The organism is Bradyrhizobium sp. 26S5, assembly GCF_036923295.1.
Classification (GTDB): domain Bacteria; phylum Pseudomonadota; class Alphaproteobacteria; order Rhizobiales; family Xanthobacteraceae; genus Bradyrhizobium; species Bradyrhizobium septentrionale.
In genome coordinates this window covers 829,589-849,154 of the sequence record NZ_CP145948.1, presented here as the reverse complement: position 1 = coordinate 849,154, position 19,566 = coordinate 829,589, and the positions used below count along the sequence as shown (strand labels likewise).

General features: G+C 55.1%; 17 protein-coding genes and 4 pseudogenes. 11 read left to right on the top strand and 10 right to left on the bottom strand.

Features of this window, described 5'->3' with window-relative positions; genetic code table 11:
• The first annotated feature begins 197 nt into the window (after positions 1-197).
• Positions 198-2,318: an AAA family ATPase gene (locus tag V5279_RS03905; RefSeq protein WP_338695263.1), complete on the top strand. Its 2,121-nt coding sequence runs from the start codon at positions 198-200 to the stop codon at positions 2,316-2,318.
• Positions 2,319-2,606: 288 nt separating this feature from the next.
• A pseudogene (locus V5279_RS46890) lies at positions 2,607-2,753 on the top strand (hypothetical protein); the annotation flags it as partial.
• 92 nt (positions 2,754-2,845) lie between these two features.
• Here V5279_RS46890 and V5279_RS03900 read toward each other — a convergent pair.
• From V5279_RS03900 to V5279_RS03880, 5 genes and pseudogenes are all read right to left on the bottom strand, one after another.
• Positions 2,846-2,989 (bottom strand): annotated as a pseudogene (locus V5279_RS03900) (transposase domain-containing protein); the annotation flags it as partial.
• Between the two features lie 110 nt (positions 2,990-3,099).
• Positions 3,100-4,401, bottom strand: coding sequence for an IS66 family transposase (gene tnpC, locus V5279_RS03895; protein ID WP_338701832.1), 1,302 nt, complete (start codon positions 4,399-4,401; stop codon positions 3,100-3,102).
• Between the two features lie 124 nt (positions 4,402-4,525).
• Positions 4,526-4,879, bottom strand: a pseudogene (tnpB, locus tag V5279_RS03890) (IS66 family insertion sequence element accessory protein TnpB); the annotation flags it as partial.
• Complete coding sequence (gene tnpA, locus V5279_RS03885; protein ID WP_338695261.1) at positions 4,876-5,301, bottom strand: IS66-like element accessory protein TnpA; 426 nt, start codon at positions 5,299-5,301, stop codon at positions 4,876-4,878. The pseudogene tnpB and the gene tnpA, both read right to left, overlap by 4 nt.
• 137 nt (positions 5,302-5,438) lie before the next feature.
• Positions 5,439-6,016, bottom strand: a pseudogene (locus tag V5279_RS03880) (tyrosine-type recombinase/integrase); the annotation flags it as partial.
• A 26-nt stretch (positions 6,017-6,042) separates the two neighbouring features.
• Here V5279_RS03880 and V5279_RS03875 point away from each other — a divergent pair.
• Genes V5279_RS03875 through V5279_RS03865 form a run of 3 tightly spaced genes read left to right on the top strand, consistent with a single transcriptional unit; the run spans position 6,043 to position 7,239 of the window.
• A complete protein-coding gene (locus V5279_RS03875; RefSeq protein ID WP_338695257.1) occupies positions 6,043-6,432 on the top strand; it encodes a hypothetical protein in 390 nt (129 codons plus the stop codon).
• On the top strand, positions 6,363-6,899 hold the full coding sequence (locus V5279_RS03870; RefSeq protein ID WP_338695255.1) for a hypothetical protein: 537 nt from the start codon (positions 6,363-6,365) through the stop codon (positions 6,897-6,899). The genes V5279_RS03875 and V5279_RS03870 overlap by 70 nt, the downstream gene beginning before the upstream one ends.
• A 46-nt stretch (positions 6,900-6,945) precedes the next feature.
• Positions 6,946-7,239, top strand: coding sequence for a DCL family protein (locus tag V5279_RS03865; RefSeq protein WP_338695253.1), 294 nt, complete (start codon positions 6,946-6,948; stop codon positions 7,237-7,239).
• Here V5279_RS03865 and V5279_RS03860 read toward each other — a convergent pair.
• A complete protein-coding gene (locus V5279_RS03860; RefSeq protein ID WP_338695251.1) occupies positions 7,236-8,429 on the bottom strand; it encodes a type IV secretory system conjugative DNA transfer family protein in 1,194 nt (397 codons plus the stop codon). The two genes, V5279_RS03865 and V5279_RS03860, sit on opposite strands and share 4 nt — an antisense overlap.
• Before the next feature lie 212 nt (positions 8,430-8,641).
• Between V5279_RS03860 and V5279_RS03855 the strand changes: the two genes are divergently transcribed.
• Positions 8,642-8,887: a hypothetical protein gene (locus tag V5279_RS03855; RefSeq protein ID WP_338695249.1), complete on the top strand. Its 246-nt coding sequence runs from the start codon at positions 8,642-8,644 to the stop codon at positions 8,885-8,887.
• 12 nt (positions 8,888-8,899) lie between these two features.
• The gene (locus tag V5279_RS03850) at positions 8,900-9,223 is read left to right on the top strand and encodes a DUF3768 domain-containing protein (protein ID WP_338695246.1); all 324 of its coding nucleotides are present in this window, start codon (positions 8,900-8,902) and stop codon (positions 9,221-9,223) included.
• 1,194 nt (positions 9,224-10,417) lie between these two features.
• Here V5279_RS03850 and V5279_RS03845 read toward each other — a convergent pair.
• Together V5279_RS03845 and V5279_RS03840 are read right to left on the bottom strand one after the other, a co-directional pair.
• On the bottom strand, positions 10,418-10,735 hold the full coding sequence (locus tag V5279_RS03845; protein ID WP_338695244.1) for a hypothetical protein: 318 nt from the start codon (positions 10,733-10,735) through the stop codon (positions 10,418-10,420).
• An 84-nt stretch (positions 10,736-10,819) separates the two neighbouring features.
• Positions 10,820-11,458 (bottom strand): hypothetical protein, encoded by a 639-nt coding sequence (locus V5279_RS03840; RefSeq protein ID WP_338695242.1) that lies wholly within the window; start codon positions 11,456-11,458, stop codon positions 10,820-10,822.
• 542 nt (positions 11,459-12,000) lie between these two features.
• Between V5279_RS03840 and V5279_RS03835 the strand changes: the two genes are divergently transcribed.
• Complete coding sequence (locus V5279_RS03835; protein ID WP_338695240.1) at positions 12,001-13,221, top strand: nucleotidyl transferase AbiEii/AbiGii toxin family protein; 1,221 nt, start codon at positions 12,001-12,003, stop codon at positions 13,219-13,221.
• A 118-nt stretch (positions 13,222-13,339) separates the two neighbouring features.
• Here the strand turns inward: V5279_RS03835 and V5279_RS03830 are convergent, their stop codons facing one another.
• Together V5279_RS03830 and V5279_RS03825 are read right to left on the bottom strand one after the other, a co-directional pair.
• On the bottom strand, positions 13,340-13,726 hold the full coding sequence (locus V5279_RS03830; RefSeq protein ID WP_338695238.1) for a type II toxin-antitoxin system PemK/MazF family toxin: 387 nt from the start codon (positions 13,724-13,726) through the stop codon (positions 13,340-13,342).
• A 393-nt stretch (positions 13,727-14,119) separates the two neighbouring features.
• On the bottom strand, positions 14,120-15,055 hold the full coding sequence (locus tag V5279_RS03825; RefSeq protein WP_338695236.1) for a hypothetical protein: 936 nt from the start codon (positions 15,053-15,055) through the stop codon (positions 14,120-14,122).
• A 52-nt stretch (positions 15,056-15,107) separates the two neighbouring features.
• On the opposite strand from V5279_RS03825, the gene V5279_RS03820 reads away from it, so the two are divergent.
• The 3 genes from V5279_RS03820 to V5279_RS03810 all read left to right on the top strand — a co-directional run bounded on the left by V5279_RS03820 (position 15,108) and on the right by V5279_RS03810 (position 19,565).
• A complete protein-coding gene (locus V5279_RS03820; RefSeq protein WP_338695234.1) occupies positions 15,108-15,434 on the top strand; it encodes a hypothetical protein in 327 nt (108 codons plus the stop codon).
• A 966-nt stretch (positions 15,435-16,400) separates the two neighbouring features.
• Positions 16,401-18,182, top strand: coding sequence for a recombinase family protein (locus tag V5279_RS03815; RefSeq protein ID WP_338695232.1), 1,782 nt, complete (start codon positions 16,401-16,403; stop codon positions 18,180-18,182).
• 30 nt (positions 18,183-18,212) lie between these two features.
• Complete coding sequence (locus tag V5279_RS03810) at positions 18,213-19,565, top strand: hypothetical protein (RefSeq protein WP_338695230.1); 1,353 nt, start codon at positions 18,213-18,215, stop codon at positions 19,563-19,565.
• The last annotated feature ends 1 nt before the right edge of the window (position 19,566 follow it).

The following is a 19,566-nucleotide window of genomic DNA, read 5'->3' as shown; positions in this document are numbered from 1 at the left end:
AAGAAAGTCCAAGACCGGACGGGCGGAATCTACCGCGAGGCCCCAGAGTTTCCGGAAAGAGAAGAGGGGGCTCGCTCGGGCTCAAAAAAGTCATGAGAGCCCTCTTGGACTTCCAGACTGGTGCTCTACACCCTAAAGTCGCGTAGACATTTAAAGCTTTGATCGAGGATATGTAAACCTCGGTTGTCGGGGGGCATATGACTCAATTCAATATTGTTATCAGCAACTGCAACAGCGTGGACCGTGCCGAAGTCGTTCTCACGAAAGGCTCGCTCAACATCAAATATGGACCGAATGGCTTGGGCAAAAGCACCTTGGCTAAGGCAATCGTCAGCAAGATCAGGGGGGATGGTAGCCTCCAAGACCTCGTGCCATTCAAACACCGTGGTAATGCGGACGCGCCTACCCCAGAAGTTGAAGGCGTCGACGACTTGGCGTCGGCCTTGGTTTTTGACGACGACTACGTTCAGCAGTTCGTATTCCAAAAAGACGAAGTGCTCAAAAACAGCTTCGACATTTTCATAAAGACCCCCGAATACGTCGCAGCAATGGACGCCATCGACTCCCTGCTATCAGGGATTAAGCAGGCGCTTACGAACAATGCAGAGATCGAGCAGACCATCACCGATCTGAAGGAACTGCGCGATGCTTTTGGTAAGTCCAAACCAGGCAGCATTCCAAAAAACAGCAAGATTCATAAGGCGTTCGGCACTGGCAACAAGATCGAAAACATCCCAGTGGCGCTTAAACCGTTCGAGACATTCATCAAGAGCGACGAGCCATCCAAGTGGATCGCCTGGCAGATCAAGGGCAATGACTTCTTGAAGCTGGGCGACACCTGCCCTTATTGCTCCACTGCGCTGGCAGGCAAGGGCCAGAAAGACACTGCTCTCGCTGTAGAGAAAGAGTACGACGCCACGGCGGTTGGCCATCTAAATACATTGAAGACGATCATCGAAAGGCTTGGCAAATACTTCAGCGAGAAGTGCCGTGAAAACCTTGAAAAGGTTACGAAAACCAAGATTGAGCTGACAGCGCAGGAAGTCAGCTTCTTGACGGGGCTGAAAGCTGAAATAGACGGGTTGATCACTCAACTCGAAGGCCTGCGGGCTATTTCGTTCTTCTCATTGAGGGACGTTGAGCAAATCAGCGAGCGGATCACGCCACTGAAGATCGACCTTGCGCTTATGGACAAGCTGGACTCCGAGAGCACAAGGAGCATCACGGATCCCATCAATGCGCAGCTAGAAAGCCTATTGTCGAAAGTTGGCGAACTGACCGGGCAGGTCAAAAAGCAGAAAAGCAAAATCAAGAAGACCATTGAGTCCAATCAGGCCAGCATCAACGCGTTCCTGAAGTCCGCAGGTTATAAATATACGGTGGAGATCGTGCCGGAGGCCGAATCCTACAAAATGAAGCTGGTGCACCGTGATTCGGTTGGGCACCTAGAGACCGCCTCAAAACACTTGAGTTACGGCGAGAAAAACGCATTCGCACTAGTTCTTTTCATGTACCAGGTGTTCAGTGAGAGTCCGGACCTAGTGGTATTGGACGACCCCATATCTTCATTCGACAAGAACAAAAAGTTCGCCATTCTTCACCAATTAGTCAAAGGCAAAGCCAATCTCAACGGACGAACGACGTTGATGCTCACGCACGACATCGAGCCTGCCATTGATGTCATAAAGAGCACACAAAATTTATTCCAAGCATCCAAGCCTTCGGCATCGTTCCTGTCGTCGCGTGGTGGTGTGGTGAGGGAAGTTCCCATCTCAAAGGAAGACATCCAAACGTTTGGGAAGGTCTGTAAAGCAAACATCGCCGCCCTTCAGGACCCAATTCTCGCCGCCATTTATTTACGGCGCGATTACGAGCTGCGGGATGAAGTCGGGCTAGAATACAATCTTCTCGCTAGCCTGTTCAAGGGGCGAGCCGTGCCGACGCTGCAATCAAAAACCGAGAACCGGGATATGACGCCCGAGGAGAAGCAGTCAGCAGAAGCCAGCATCCAAGTAGAACACCTTCCCAGTTTTTCCTATGACGCACTTGTCGCGGAGGTGAACGACGTAAGCTGCATCCGTGCGAAATTTCTGGCAACAGACGTTGGTTACGAGAAAATCCAGCTATTCCGGATTTTCAACATTGATCACGACGACGACGTAATCCGGAAGTTTATCAACGAGTCTTATCACATCGAAAATGAGTATGTGATGCAGCTCAATCCGCATAAGTTCGAGAGCATTCCGGAGTATGTAATCGAAGAATGTGTGCGGCTATTGCCTCTGGGGGGATCAGTGAGCACGTCGATGGCGTTGTAGTTGCAAAAACGTAAGTGTGGCGGAGCCTCGTGACCATGGGCGCAGGCGCGGATATTACGCGGGTTGCTGTCGGGAAGAGCCGGGTGCGGGAAAGCTGCCCGCCCGGATCTGTGAGGACAAAGCCGAATGGCCGAGCTACTCGACCACGATCCTATAGCCTTCCCCGTGCCGTAGCCTTGTTCTTCGGTCGCCGCGGGGTTTATGCGTCCGTGGTAATGCGATATCTATCAATGGCTTGCCGGACTGTTTACGGGCTGTTAGCGGTAGTTTCGAAATGTCGGACATGAACTGAATATATCCGACGAATCAGATCAGAAGACGTGGCCAAGCCTTCTTCGACCCACAGGCGGCCATCGAACTCCTCAAAGAGCGCCGCATCGCGCGCCGTCCGAGCTCGCCACGGCGGGCGTCACAGCGGCGACGATCGCCCGCATGAAGGAAAAAGGCCTCATCGTGCAACTCGGGCGCGGGCTCAACGTACGCATCCGGTCAGCACCCCGGGCAGGCGCGCCGGTCAGCCGTGGCGCTCAGGCGGCAGCCGCTCTGGACTGTTGGGTCGCCTTCCAATTCCACGGGAGCAGGTCGGCGACTTTGTTGACGGGGTGATCTGGAAGCCTGGCCAACACATCAGCGAGCCAGGCTTGCGGATCAACGTCGTTCATCTGACAGGTTTATGCCGCCCACCGAACTATGCCGAACGGATTTGGTATGGCACGCCGTTGTCACGCTGGCACCGTCGATCGCGTGCACGGTCGCCCCATTCCATTCGTAAGCGCTGTTTTCAGGCCACAGCTTTGAGGTCGTGACGGCAATAGGCCCACGGCAGCAGGTGATCGATCTCGTTATTCGGATGACCGTTGACGATCCTGGTGAGCGCGTCGGTCAAGTAGGCAAGCGGATCGACATCGTTCAGCTTACAGGTTTCGACCAGGGAGGCGATGATAGCCCAGTGCTCGGCACCACCGTCGGAGCCTGCGAACAGCGCATTTTTCCGGTTGAGCGTGATCGGACGGATCGAGCGCTCTACGGCGTTGTTGTCGAGCTCGATACGGCCACGGATGTCCTTCTCGATGGCATAGAACTCGGCGATATGCTTGAGCGCCTCGCCCGCAATGGGCGCGGGACCGGGGGCGGCGAGTTCGTAGAAGTTACGCCGCATGTGGGACCAGCAGAATGCAAGCTGAACGTCGCCACGCTCGGCCAGCTTGCCATAGCCAGCATAGCCATCGACCTGCAGGATCCCCTTGAAGCCTGCCAGATCGGCGATTGGTCGGTCGGCTTTGCGATCGGGAGCATAGACATAGGCGACGCCCGGCGGATCGGCGCCGCCCCATGGCTGGTCGTCCGCTGCATAGGCCCAGAGCTGACCGGTCTTGGTGCGCCCTCGGCCGGGATCGAGCACCGGCATCGTCGTCTCGTCGGCGAACAGCTTTGGCCGTCGCCTGAGCTTGCCGAGGAGGCGCTCATGCAACGGACGCAGGTGGAAGGCTGCTTGTCCCACCCAGTCCGCCAGCGTCGAACGATCGAGCTCAATGCCCTGGCGGGCGTAAATCTGAGCCTGCCGATAGAGCGGCAGGTGATCGGCATATTTGTACACCAGAACCTGGGCGACGGTTGCTTCGGTCGGCAGTCCGCCCTCGATCAACCGGGCCGGGGCCGGCGCCTGCATGACACCGTCCTCGCAAGCGCGGCAGGCGTATTTGGGACGCCGGGTCACGAGGATCCGGAACTGCGCCGGGACCAGGTCCAGCCGCTCGCTTCTATCCTCGCCGATCCGATGTAACTCGCCCTGGCAGCAGGGACAGGTCTTGTCCTCGATGTCGACGACGCCTTCGATCCGCGGCAGGTGCGCCGGCAAGGCGCCACGGTTGACGCGGCGCCTACCGGCTTGCACCTCACGGCCTTCAGGTGCGCTGACGTCCTGCGCCGTCTCGCCGTACGCTGCCACCTGCTCGACGTCTTCTAGGCCCAGCAGCATCTGATCTTCAGGCAGCGTCTCTGCCCGCCGGCCATACCGATGCCGCTGCAATTCCTTGATGATCTGACGCAGCCGTTCGCTCTCGCACCGCTCCGCAAGCAGCATCGCTTTCAGCGTCTCGGGATCGTCAGGCAGGGCGTCGCTCACACCCAATTCAGAGCATATTCGCCGCCGTCTGACGACGCGTTCGACGCTCCTGATTCACTTCGCCGCAGCGCTGCCAACAATATCCGGCTTGCGTTGGCGCCGGCGTCTCTCGCGCCTCATGCACAAGCCGCCAGCCGAGCCCCTCCAGCAGCGCCGACAATTGCGCCGCCGACAGGCGCATCACGCCGTCCTCGATCGTCGGCCAGCGGAAGATCCCATCCTCGAGCCTCTTGGCGAACAGGCACAGACCCGTTCCGTCCCAGAACACCAGCTTGATCCGATCCGCCCGCTTGGCCCGAAACACATAGACAGCTCCCGAGAATGGGTCTGCCCGCATGCTCTCGCGCACCAGGATCGCGAGCCCTTCCATCCCCTTGCGGAAGTCTACCGGTTTAGTCGCCACCATCACCCGGACCGCACCCGACGGGCCGATCACCGGCTCGCCTTCAGTGCCTGGACAATCGACGCAATCATCGTCGTATCCGCACCACGACCGGCCCGGATTGTGATGCCGTCGACTTCGATCTCGATGATCCCGGCATCGCAACGGCGAGCCCGGGTATCCGCCTTGGCCTTGCAGCGCACCGCTTTGCGCTCACGGCCAAGAGCGGGCGCCGGCACTACGGCATCCACCACCGCCGGCACAAACTGTACTTCTTCCACTTCGGAATGACCGCCCGCAGCTTCTCGCAACTGACGGCGCCAGCCAAACAACTGCTGCGGCGACAATCCATGCCGTCGCGCTACCGAACAGACCGAGTCGCCGCTCGCAACGATCTCCGCAACAATCCGCGCCTTGTCCTCGTCGCTCCACTTCCGCCGACGGCCGGCTCCAGTGAAGACCTCAAGCCGCCTCACCGGCTCCGTGATAGCACTATGCTCTGTGTCCATTCTAAGCCTAACGGTTCAAACAAACCGCAGACTCGCAGATCGCCCCGTCAACCGGTAGGTGGCCGCTGAACAGCGCTTACTTCCATTCGGCATAGTCTGGTCGTTCAGAGCGCCTCGAGGAAGGCGAGCAGGCGGTCGTTCGGCTGGAAGCGGATTCGCTTGCCGCGCTCGTACGGCTTGAGCTTCGCCAGGGCAGCTTCCTTGAGGGCGAGGTGGGCGTGCAGGTACGTCTGCGTCGTCTCGACCGATTCATGACCGAGCCACAGCGCGATCACGGAGCAGTCGACGCCGGCTTGCAGCAATTCCATCGCAGCGCTGTGCCTCAGCACGTGCGGCGACACGCTCTTGGCCTTCAAAGACGGGCAACTCTTGTGAGCGACACGAACATGCTTTCCCAGCAGGGACTGGACGCTATCGGCACTAAGCCGGCCCCCGTGCACGTTCGGGAACAACGCTGTTGCTCCTTTCCGCAACGGTTCCTTGAGCCATGCCTGGAGCGCACACCGAGCGAGTGTGGTCAGCGGAGTGGTCCGCTCCTTCCGCCCTTACCGACGCATCGTACGTGTGCGCCAGACCCGAGGTGGACGGCATCCCGATCAAGGCTAGTCAGCTCTGAGAGGCGCAAGCCCGTCTGGGCCGCAACCAGCAGCAAGGTGTGATCGCGGCGGCCAAGCCACGTCGTTCCTGGACCGGCGGGCTACCACCGATTTGGCCGAATTCAAGGATCCCAACCAATTCGAGCAGGTAGCTTCATATCTGCTCGCTACATATCTGCGGCAGGGATCTATCGCAGAATCCAGCCTCGCCAAGCCCCACAATCCTGCGAGTATAGAGCGGCTGGAAGCGAGCCTTGCCAACATAGCCGCCCAAATCTCGGTCGGCGCCGCTATCGCGGGCCGCCATCCCGGCGTCAGTGCCCTAGGTATGCAGCGTCTGCTCGACGCGTTTCGCAATTATAAAGGTGATGTCGAAAACCTATTGCCGGCCGCCGTCGATAGTCAGGACAGCTATGATCGCTTCGTTACATCATGCGCCGCATCAACCAGTATCTGTTTCCGGCGTTCACACCGGACGGGATCATTCCGCTTCACGCTCTGATCGTCGTGCAATGGCTAAAGGGCTTTTCTCTGTCTCGGATGATCGAGCGGAATATCGACTATCATCGCAGGACCGGCCGGTCATTCAAGCTGCCGGTCCTCATCCGCGACACGATGGAACTCGTCGAACAGATCGCCCGGTTTCGGGCGCCAAAATATTTGTCCGCCTATGTCGACATTCTAAATGTGCACCTCGTTTCGATAGGACGAGAAGACCTGATCGATAGCGATGTCGATATCGGTACGCAGCTTGAGTTCGGCGTTTCTTCGCGGACCTTGCTTTCGCTGATCGAGCTTGGGCTGTCGCGCGTAAGCGCGGTCGCACTCTATGAAAAGATTGCGCGAGATGACCTTAATAAAGAGGATTGCGTCGCTTGGGTGAGAGAACGTTACGCGCAATTTGATGGCATGGACATCCCGGCCATCATCCTTCGGGAGATTCGCGCCAAACTGCTTGCCCGAGGGTAGTTCAGGCGCTGCCACGTCAACATCCTAGCGGAATTAGGAGACTTTGATGACCAAAAAGCCCGTTACCATCGGCCCCTATCACTTCGACAAGAAGGGCGATGCGGCTACGTTTCTGCAGGCAATCCTTCACAAATATGGCGTCGGAGACAAAGTCGGCGCGCAAGATGCCGAAGTACTGCACGCCGCGCTCGCGCTTCACCCGGACGCTGCTGCAAAAGTGGGAGCCGGCATCACGCATTTCAGCGTCAGGAGCGCGGACTTCGGCACGAAATGCTTTTGGGTTAATCGTGTCGACGGCAGCAGCGAGAAGTTTTCATACAAAGCCTGCATCGGCGATTAAGAACTTTCTGGATTCTCGACTCGGGGTGGGGTTAAGGTGACAGCGCTGAACGGTTTTGACGGCGTCCCGCCGATCATAAGCTTGAGATAGATGCGGTAGTTCGGCAGCTGCAAGAGATCCATCTCCTCGAATCTATGATGGAATTCTCGGACCAAGTACGGAGTATCCTCGGCACCAACTCGGAAGGAAATGATGGAACCGGCATTTCCAATGATCGCGTGGCGCACGTCCGGGTCGAGCTGGTGCAGGTATTGGTGGGCGACCGTGAAGCCGACGCGATACTTGCGTAACTCCGCGAACATGTTTGCCAAGGCCAGTGTCGTGAAGGTCTGGAACTCATCCACGTATACGAAGAAGTCGTGCCGGTCGGAAGGCCGGAGTTCGGCTCTCGTGAGTGCTGCGAGCCCTATGGTCGTAACCAGCAATCCTCCCAAAAGTGATGCGCTATCTTCGCCGATCTGCCCTTTGGCCAGATTGACCAAAAGCACGTTGCCCTTGTCCATGATTTGGCGAATGTGGAGGTCGTGCTCGGGCGCGGTCAGCAGCCGGTTGAGCAGCGGATCCGAAAGGAAGGCCCCCACCTTGTTCTGAATAGGGGCAGTTCCGTCTGCCCGGTAGCCAAATGAAAAGCGATCGAATTCTTTCAATAAGAAGGTGCGGACGGTCTCATTTTTTAGCGCGTGGGCGATCTCTTGTCTGAACGATCGCTCGGACAGGACGCGAAGGACATCATTCATTGTGGCGTTGGGCTGCTCTAAGAGAGCCATGAGGACATTGCGGAGGATGTGCTCCATGCGCACGCCCCAGGCATCGGGCCACATCTTCTTGAACACTTCCAACATCCCCGACGAGGCAAGCGCAATATAGCCCTCTCTAACGTGGCGAAGCGGGTTGTAGCCGTAGGGCTGTGTGGGATCGGGCACATTCAGATAGATAACATCGTCTCGGCGATTCGCTGGCACATGCGCGTTAATGCGCTCCACGAGATCGCCGTGTGGATCAATGAGGGCAAGACCACGGCCGTGTTCAAGGTCCTGCAGCGCCATCGTCTCCAGGAGCGTCGATTTCCCAGTCCCGGTTTTTCCGATGACGTAGATGTGCGAAAGGCGATCTTCGTTCTTGATCCCAACAAGGCGTTGATCACGACGAAAATCAATACGTGCAAAATGCGTAACATTATCTGTCGACATAGGTTGCAGCATCGTCGCGCATAGCTTGAGAGCACGCTAGGTGGGAGACGGTGCCAAAAGTATCCCGAGATCGCTATGTGCCGCGCCGGCACAATCCCGTGTCTCCACGAATTTCTTGTTACCGGCGAACATGATTCAAGAGTTTGATCTTTCGACATCTCCTCGCAACCGAGCACCCGAATGGTTCGGATGCCCACAGCGAGGAGAATGATATGTCGACATTTGTTCTTTCCAATAAGGCAGTAAAGCTGATGAAGCTCTGCGATCTCAAAGGCTTTGAAGGCCTCGACGATCTTCTTCTATTAGCAGCTCTCACGGACAGTGTGTGCCCCGCCATCTGCATGACGGAGGGATGCGACTACACGGCGGAGATGGAACCCGACCAGGAGGAGGGTTTCTGTGAGGCGTGTGCCGGCCACACCGTCACATCGGCGCTTGTACTCGCCGGCCTCATCTGAGGAGGTGCGGCCATGAGCAAGGACCGCATTCGCGAACTCAACGACGCTTTCCGTTGCACATTCCACGGCGGCAGGGTCATGATGACATCAGGCGTTTACGAACTGCCCGACTGTGTGAAGGCCGAGGCGCTCGTTCAAGTGGCGAAGTTCTCGGAATTCTCGGCGGACAACGATCCGCATGACGAACACGATTTTGGGAGCTTCGACCTGGTGGGGCGCAAGTTCTTTTGGAAGATTGACTACTACGACAAGGAGCTGCTGAACGGTTCTGAAGATCCTGGCGACCCGGAACGTACGACGCGTGTACTCACGCTTATGCTCGCCTGGGAGTACTGATGACGTCAAAGAGGGTCACCTTCGATCCCGAAGGGCCACTGTGGGATACGTTCAACGGCGTGCGATATCCCACTTGGTCTTGTCCTTTCTGCGACGGTGGGTTTGACGAACGAAGCGGCATGGGAGTGGCATGGGTCTCAAAGGATGAAATGTTGTGTTGCTCCGAGATTTGCGCCCGGCTTTATGTACCTCGTAAGGAGCCGCGCCTTCGCATCGTAGATGATTAGCTCGTTGTTCTTTCCAGCCCCGCCGGTGGCGGAGCTCTTTCTTGGGAAGACGGCCAAGAGAGGGTTGCCGCGTCAACGCGCGAGACACTGACCTTATCCGCCTCCCTTCTTGACGCAACGGAAGAAGCACCCAGCAGGCTGGTGCCCGTTGCGGGGACTGTTGGTAGGCCCGACTTGCGGCGTGATGCCGTAGAGCCCAACCAGCGCGGATTTACTCGGACGTTATTTTTGTCCACCACCCTCGCTTTATTGCGAGGGTTTTCTTTGTGGCTTCGACTTTGATAATTGCCATTGGTCAACATCACGCGATGAGCGCTCCATCATGGTAATTTCCCAGGAACATTTCCAGATGAGTCAAAATGTCACGTCGCCAATCAAGGCGCCACCATGATTCTCTTGTGTCTCCATGCACATGAGGAGAGATACATTGTCTTACTTCATTAGCGGAAAAGATTCAGTGGGAAGAAAGTCGGACATATTCACGAGGCGCTGGAGGCAGCCCGTTCCATGGTTCAGCGGGGAATGACGAACGTTTCAATTCAGGATGCCGGAGGCCATACGATCGACGGGAACGATTTACTCGCGTGCGTCAATGGTCATAAACTTCTCTCTGATGATTTGCGAGCACATTATGTCGGCTGAGGCTCTCGCGAGAAATTGTCAGAGCCCGCAAGAGGTTGCGCTCGGCGGTATTGGTGTCTCCGATTATTTGCACGGTTAGATCGCTCGGCTCCGAAACGATTGATCTGTTTTAAGGTGGTTGTCGATTGGCAGCTTTCTGTTCCGCCGCGTATAAGGAGTCCAATAGTCACGAAACGCCGCGCGAAAGTGTGCATCCGCCGATGTGGGAAACGGGTAGCCAACAGGACCGGCAAAGACGAAGTGCGGCTGGTTAGGAGCGTCCGATAATCGCACGCGCTCAAATTCTTCAAGCCAAACGTCGTAGTGCTGTATCAATGCCGATGCATCATTGCGCAAAATCTGGCGGAATGAGATGCGGATTTTCAAGCAACAAATCCCGAACTGCCAAATTTCCCTTTCGTACGACTTCTGCTTCCAAGATAAGATTTTTCCTATCCCACCTATCGAAGGCCCGCTTGGTTCGATCCAATTGCATATACACGGGTCCCAGTAATTCGGTAACCGCTCGCTCCTTCCAGCCACGCTGGGACCGCCAAACTTCAAGAATAGTCGTGAACCGTCGCTTGATAATCTCGCCGGCGACTCCCGCACCGACGGTACCGACCAGGAAACTCACTACGAGATTTGCTGCATCGATCGGCATGTTTACCTGGCTCCCTCTAAAACGGCAGCGGACGAACTCTGTCGAGCTATCTCACTCATCCGTGAACGACGGCGACCGAATGGTTCACTTGTCCTTCTTGCAGTAGTAGATAGCGACGAACGGTGGCATTGTGTTGTGCGGTTTGTCCTTTCCAATTCCGGAGATATTCAGTTTTACATCGGTGTGTTGCCCGCCACGATGGCCATCCGTTACAGCGCCCATTTGGTTGCACCCGTTGTCGAGACAGGGGACGACGTCTGTCTCGCGAAAATCAAACGGCGTTCGGTTCTCTTTGATAATTTCAGGTTTGTATGCTGGAAGTTCATCCGGCGTCAGCTGATGCGCCTGTTCGCCACCATGTTGTCGCAAGACGTATCCCTTGAGAGGCCGTCCGTTCTCATCGGCCGCCATCTTCTCTGGCGCCTTGGATGGATCGCCTGCGCCAACGAGCGTTCGACCTCTCCCAAGCAAGAATGGTGACCAACCCGGCGGGCAAGTGTTTTCATCGAGATCGGTCGAATCAAATGCGACAATCGCGCTCGACGGTACTCCGCCGATAATCTCAACGATCTTCGGGCGGAGATACAGCCACCAGCCCGCGAGCGCAAAGCCGATCAAGAGAACGACCGCGCTAACTGCCCACTTGGCAGTTTGTTGGATGACTTCCTTCCTGATCGCTGCACGAGTATCTTGAGGAATTCCATTGGTCTCGGAATCAGTCATTTATACCGTCCGTTGACGTAGAGAAGCGTTGAGCGGACTTAAAGGGCTCTTTCGAATTGGCACCAAGTCGATGGCGTTCAATACCAGAGACTGACCGCTAGATTCGATCGTGAATTTGATGCGCTTAACAACAACATCTACTAAATTCTGCGCTTCATCGGAGTTTGCCGGAATTCCTGAATTGCACAAACGAACGTACGGCAGCCGCTAAGCAATGCACTGAAGCAAAGCATCAAGGTATACAACCCCAGGTCAACGGCGTTGTAAACTGCTCGGGTGATGATTCTTGCAAAATCGGCCCCCACCAAACTCCAACCCTTACCGTCGATCAGCAAAGAGGCGCAGCCTCTCGCCTAGCGCCTTGCCTCAACTGTTGCTGAGCTTGCATGCGGCTCTTTAAGAAGCCATGCCCTGGCCGCGCCAGGAAGCTCACAACAGAAAGGGAGATTTCCTGCTACCATTGCAGATGATTGTCGTGCTTACCAACGCGGCGCTGTACAATGTGATATTGTTTCGGCACTCGACCGAGTCGAGAGGGCGACATGATTTCCGACCAAGAAATTGACGCAAAGGCTAAGGAATTCCAGCTTCGTCCGTTGGACGTGCAAAAGGACTATGTCTACGGCTGGTTGTTGAAAGGCATATTTCAACGACCGGCTCTTGCGAGTCAGCTCGTCCTGAAGGGTGGGAACGCGCTTCGAAAAGGCTACCTTCTGGACACCCGATTTTCTAAAGATCTCGATTTCTCAGCGCGACAAGCCATAACGCAGACTGTCCTGGAGGCGGAGCTTCGTGAAGTGTGCTCCTTCGTTGAAGGGCAGACCGGAGTGAAGTTTCTCGACAAATTGATCGTTCGTGACAAGGACTTGGCCATACCAGACATCGAGGCGCTAGAAGCGCGTTTGTACTTCAAGAGTTTCTATGGCGAGGAAAATCTCAGTTTGAGAACTCAGCTCGATATAACGCAGTTCGATAAAATCTATCTTCCTGTCCAGGACCGTCAGCTCCTTCATCCGTATTCCGATGGAGAAGCGTGCACCGCTACAATCAAGTGCCAGAAGCTTGAGGAGGTGCTCGCCTCAAAGCTCACGACGTTGCTGCATCGTCGCAATCCCGTCGATCTGTTCGATCTCCTGTACGCGATCGTTTTCCGGGATCAGTTCGGAGTGAGCCGGCGCGAAGTCGTTACAACATTCCTCAAGAAATCCATCTTCGAAGCAAATCCTACCGATGCGCGGGACCAGCTGCGAGCAGTTCCGATAGCGAATTTCCGAGGACTTTGGACATCTCTCGTGGCCCCGGTGGCAAGCCTTTTCAATTTTGATTTTGTGGCAACAAATTTCCAAGGACTGGTGGATTCTCTTTTCGCGTTGATAATCGTACCGCAACCCGCATTTTCCGGTGGAGGAGGCGGAGCGTTGGCACCACGTATCTTGCGGCCATCGGGCGGCATTGAGCGCTCAATCAGTGGTGGCTTTCGAAACTATTTTTCTTCGGATGTCCGAAACACAATCATAAGTGCGGGTCGTTCAGGAACGATGGTGCAGCTTTCGTATGACGGCTATGACCGCTTAATTGAGCCGTACAAGCTTGAGTATTACGTACGAAAAAAGGACGGCCAAGGTCTAGAATACTTCTGGGGCTGGGATACGAGCGGTGGCAAAAGCGGAAAAACAGGAATCAAACAGTTCATTTGCGACAAGATCGTTTCGGTACATTCGACGAACCGGCAATTTCAGCCGCGCTTTGCAGTTGAATTTTGAGGGAGATCGTACGTCGGGGGATTAAACCTCATTCACTTGCGCTCCATCTGGGAAGTGGTACCTTTGAGCTACAAGTGGCTTCGGCCTCGCCCCGCAAGGGGCAAACAGTGAAAAGCCGTCAAAGCAAGTCTTTGGCGGCTTTTCGCATGGCCTCGAATATCTCTTTGTCGAGGAATCCGATTTTTCGAATCAATCGCTTTGTATCGATGATGCGCATCTGTGAAAGGAGTGCATGCGCCTCCTTTCGTTCCACGATCCCAATTGAAGGTCGCAGCGGATGATGCTGTACAGATGTGGTGAGGGGGATCACCAGACATGTCTCTTTGCTGAAACCCCTCAGTATGAGGACGGGACGATCATACTTCTTGCCGGATCCGTCCTGCTCAAAACCGACGTTCACGCCAAGCGAGCACCACCACAGTTCCCGTTCGCCATAGAACGGCGCGTCAGCTCGTTGGTGGATTTCTTTCTTTTTGGTATTCCAGTCATCAAACTCTTTCTCCATACGCAAAACGATTATAGCATCGCTCGTTGGCTATGCGATTTTTGCCAGTGCGGTACAATCTCCCGCCTTTGAGTCGAAAGGCGAGGCCATATGATTCCGGCATGCCACCCACCGGCCACCAGGTCTTACCCGAACGTCTCGAAGAGTTTCGTCGCATATATAAAGAAACATGCGGAGAGGAGATTAGCGTTGGGGAGGCATCTGCCATGACGCATCGGTTGCTCGCGCTTTACAAGCTCGTTTCGCAACCTTTGCCGGGCGAGATGGAGCAACCCTCTCCTTCAGCACCACCTCCGGCTCAAAGCGTTCCCGGAGAAGTCTGATACACGAAGCAAGGTAGATAAGAACGCTATTCAGAAGGCGTCATGGAGCGCTTGTTCGTCTCGAGTGTTTCTATAATGGGTCGCCGTGATCGACCATCGCATGATATGGAGTGCGCGAAAACCGGCAATCATCTAAAGATATCTCGCCGCGCACGATCTGGGTAATTACTGGAAAAGCTTTGCTGAACCATTCGATGTCTAGGTCCACATGTATCGTTCGGGTAGCTCCGCTTTCGCGCTCAATCCTAGAAACCGTCGTGTGGTTCTGCATCGCATTTACAAACCTTTTTGCTTGCGCAAGCACACCGTTACTGTCGAGCCAGAAATGACGCGCACGCCCTATTGTCAACCAACCGCTTGAAACCTCAGCAAGCCACTCCGGCACCTGATCCACTTCTTGGAAGAAATTGCGCTGAATGCAGGAAAGCGAAGGCGTGTTGTCTTCGGCGACGCTTACCAAAAGACAAATCCCGCCCCTAGCCTTGAACTGCGTCAGCAAGAGTCCAAGTGTTCTCAACCAGAAAAACATATCTTGAAGAGTGTAAGGAGCAAGCCCTCCAAAACGCGGGTCGACGCATGCTGCTCCATAGTCGTAGACCCTTACTCCGTGAAGGAGTTTCGGACCGCCCACGTCAGTTTCCCACGCGAGATGGAAGGCTCCTCCGGTAGCGACTACCCTCCCAGCAGTATCAAAAGCGGCATACACGTCGCCGGCCTCGCAGGCGGGTTTCAGTTCTTTTTGATCCGGTATTGGCAGGAAGAAGGACTTGTTAGCCGCCAACATCCTGTCTCGAATTTGTTCCAAAAATTCAATAACTTGCGTTATTTGAGCCTGCTCCCAAACCTGTTTGATGACTATTCGTTCCTCCACTCCCTCTGCGGCCTGAAATGGTGCATGTTTTTTTGCGATCCTCACGATTGTTTGCGTCATGGAAAAATACTTGCGAAACGGAATAATCCGTTGTATATATGAATTCAGGCGGTGTCGCAGCTCTTTGAAGGTCATCGGCACCGCTCAGGAGAACGACTGCGCCTCTCTACTTAGAGGAGTATGTGCCATGAACAACATCCTTGCAACGCCATTGGCAAAGGCCAAGGGCTATCGACAGGATTTCGTTGAAGCCGCTTCGGCCCAAAGAGCGGCATCGACGCGCCTCGCTTCCATCATAGAGCGCGCCTCCAAGGACCCGTCGGTGCCCTGGGAGGACGTGGTACGGCTCGTGGTTGACGACCTGAAGATATCTCCTGACCAATTCCGGCTCATTGCAAAGGTTTCCCTATCCACCATCAGTCGTTGGCGTTCCGGCGATGCAGAACCTCATCTGATGATGCGCGGATACATCGGCGAATCCCTGGCAAAATATATTTGCGAACAAGGGGCATGATGTGCCTAGGAGAAACAAATCCCCGGTGAGCAACTGCTCACTGGGGATCAATTCTTTTGATCTCCGTGTGATTCCAGAGCACGCCCCCCAAAGCTAGTCCACATTCGGTTGAGAAGTCGAGTTCGCGTACCTTTACCCGACGGGGACGAGAAAGTTGGTGAGCAGCCTGCTCCTTCGCCACCACCTCGGGCTCAAAGCACTGCCGAAGAACTCTAATATTCTGCAGAATGCGCTGACCGTCCTCGTCCTGCACACTCAGCCAAATTCGTTTTGCCATTCTGGCAAATTTACCCCGCAAGGTTCGAACATCGTCGACGACTCCCAGCTCTGTAATACCTCGTCGTACGGAGCCCGATTATGTCTTACTTGGCTCAAACAGAGCCGTGGTTGCCAATTTGGCCGCTTCTCACCCCTATGTGGGAGTCAGTGCATAGGCAAGGATTTGTTCGACCATGAAAAGAACAACCGCAACGTTCCCTGTCTCATTACCGCCCGAAATGATGGAGGAGCTCGAGCAAGTTCGGAGAGTGGAACGGCGCACTCGGTCGGAGTTAGCGCCTCCGAAGAAGTTTGATGTTGTGCAAGATGCGCTGACCGCCTTCGGTTTGCAGCTCGCGCCATACTTCTTGTGACCACGCGGCACATTTTACCTTTCAAAGTTCTAACGTCCTCGTCGACTCCCAGTAGAGTTGCCGAGTTGGCGCGCTGTCGGTCTCAGCGGAGGGTGTTTGTGCGTCTCTGGCAATTTCGACCGCCTAGCATCCTATCTGCTTGACCGTGCATGATACCCGGATGCGAAAGTCGACGGCACTTAATGTTTGTTATCGATCAACAGATGAACAGTCGGTTGAGCGGCAACGTCGACTCGACACCGCTTTTAACATTCTCTTCGACGAAGTATTGAAAGCGGCTCGCCGCCCCGCATCGGATTCGACTCGTTCCGGAGGCGGCAGTAAACTGTAGTCTATGACTCGTCCTGAGCTAGCGGACGCAAAGCTGATTGCGATATACGCGAGAGTCTCGACTGCTCGACAAGAAGAGGAAGGAACTGTCGAGACCCAACTAATAGCGCTTCGCGATTTCGCTCATCAGCACGGTTATAGAATCGTCAAAGAGTATATTGACGACGGTTGGAGTGGAGACATTCTTGCCAGACCGTCACTGGATCAGCTGCGCCAGGAAGCGCGAGGAAAAACATGGCAGGCCGTTTTGGTCTATGACCCGGATCGGCTAGCTCGACGATATTCTTACCAAGAACTGGTGATGGACGAGCTGCGCGAGGCCGAAATTGAGATCATATTTGTTACTGTGTCTGCCCCGAAGAATAGCGAAGAGAAAATTTTGCATGGTGTGCGAGGTCTGTTTGCGGAGTATGAGCGGGCGAAAATCGCAGAACGCTTTCGGCTCGGTAAACTTCGCAAAGTAAAAGAGGGCCACATCCTCGTAAGTGAGGCACTCTATGGCTATAACTATATTCCCAAGCTCGACGGCAAGCACGGATATTACGAAGTTAATCCGGAGGAAGCGCGGATTGTGAAGTTGATTTTCAGCTGGGTCGCCGACGACGGCTGCACCTTGCGGAAAGTCGTGCGCAGACTGCAGGGACTCGGCATAAAACCCCGCAGAAGCAAGCGGGGGGTATGGAACACGAGTACGCTCAGCACATTGCTGAGGCACAAGGGGTACATCGGCGAAGCCCACTGGGGCGCATCATACGCCGTAGCGCCTCAGCGTCCAATCAAGCAAGACGCGTATCGAAAAGTAAAAAAGACGAGTCGTCGAATGAGACCAGGAGACGAGTGGTTCATTATTCCGGTACCAGCGATCATAGATAAGGAACTCTTCGAACGCGCTCGCGCACAACTCGACGCTAACTTCGCGCTGTCTCAACGAAACAAAAAGAACGAATATCTCCTTGCTGGCAAGATTCGATGCGTGTGCGGGAGGACTAGAACCGGCGAAGGACCGATGCAGGGCAAGCACCTGTATTATCGTTGCAGCGATAGAGTGCTCAGCTTTCCTCTGTCCGCAACGTGCAAAGAACGGGGAATAAATGCACGCGTCGCCGACAGGCTTGTTTGGGAGAAGATCGCCAATTTGATGGGCTCGGAAGAACTGCTCTCTGAACAGGTCAGTCGTTGGTTGGGGACGCGCCGGGCGAAATTGCAGTCATCTGGTGGCGACGTTGCCGCGGCGGAAAAGGAAGTTACTGCATTGAAGGCACAGGAGCATCGCTACAACAAGGCGTATGGCGCAGGCCTGTTCACGGTCGAACAGCTGAGTGAGTACACGACCCCGCTTCGGGAGAAACTCGCGTTGTTAAAAAACGAAATTGCGAGCGCGCAACAAGAATCGAGCGCTATTGATGTCACCAAAATGCCGAGTGCCTCCGAGATAAGAGAATTCTCTGATGCGGCTCAGACAATGCTCCACAACTTGAGTTTTCAAGCGAGACGGGCGATACTACTGAGCACGGTAGAGCAAGTCGTGGGAACACCCCAGCAATTACAGGTCCACGGCTATATTCCGGTAAAAGATCATGTCGAGTTCAAAACTAGCCATAGGGATGGTGTGAGCGTAACTCGACATCCGAAAATGTGCCACGTTCCCTTTCAGTTTTGCATCGCGCTTCCGGCTCCTCGCTATGAACGAAATATCGTGAGCCGTGATCAGAAAGGGAGGATACTTCGATCCGTAGCACCCACAGAGCATCGTTCGTGCCCCGAAGGAACGGAACCCAGTCTTTGAGTTGCTCATCAGGTCTGTACGCTCAGTTCTATGCCGGGACCAGCGCAGGGCGAACAGAAAAGGAAGATCATCCCAACGGTTTCAGAGGTGCTCGAGGACGGGACGATTGTTGAACTCGTATACCGGCCGGAAATTCGGAACACGTCTCTTGCCATATTCAATGCCGGACGCTGGACGCTGCAAAGCCACGTAGACGTGTCGGAGCGGCACCGGCTCGTCCCATTCTCTCCGAACAACAATCTTATCAAGAACGAGGTTGTGCTTCTGCCATCAGAGCCTCGCATCTACGGCAGTGAGCAACAGCTCGTTTCGGACATTGCGGAGTTCATACATCGGTACGCGGACCTCAGTCCGTCCTTCGAGAAGGTCGCTTGTTATTACGTCTTGCTGACGTGGCTCTACGATGCATTCAATGACCTGCCGTACCTGCGGCTTCGCGGCGACTTCGGCACGGGCAAGACGCGCATGCTCCTCACTATTGGTTCGCTTTGCTACAAACCGTTCTTCGCGAGCGGCGCTTCGACCGTCTCGCCAATATTCCATACGCTCGATGCTTTCCGCGGAACGCTAATTTTCGATGAGGCCGATTTTCGCTTTAGCGACGAGCGATCAGAAATTGTCAAAATTCTCAACAATGGAAATGTGCGTGGTATGCCGGTGCTGCGCACCATGATGAACCAACAACGGGAGTTCAACCCGCAGGCATTCCATGTGTTTGGTCCCAAGATCGTGGCCACGCGCGGCCTTTATGAAGATCGAGGATTAGAGAGCCGGTTTATCACAGAGGAAACGGGCGCACGGCCGCTTCGGGATGATGTTCCGATCAACCTTCCGGAAACGTTCAAGGAAGAAGCGCGCGAGCTACGCAACAAGCTGCTACTGTACCGCTTTCATAGAAGGCATGATGTCATGCTCGACCCAACTTTGGCTGATCCAAAGCTCGAACCACGCCTCAACCAGATCATGTTGCCCCTACTCAGCGTCATAGGGGACCCGGGACTGCGTGCCGAACTTCGGAACGCGGCCCATAAGGCTCAGGCCTCGATCGTTGCGGAACGTGGCCTCCTCATGGAAGCTCAGGTGCTCGAAATTCTCGCGGAGTTAATGATTACGACAGACCGCCCGATCGTTCCCGTCGCCGATGTCACCATGGGGCTCATCGAGCGGTACGGCGCCGAGTACGAGCGACCGATCACGAATCGGTGGATTGGCAGCATTTTGAGAAAGAAGCTCAACCTGCAAACCTACAAGAGCCACGGCGTGTATGTAGTTCCCATGAATGAGAGGCAGAAAGTAGAGCTGCTGTGCGGCCGATACGGTGTGAATATCATCACCGATGTCCCGGCGGCGAAGGGGGACGTGGGGACTACAGAGACGTTGTAGC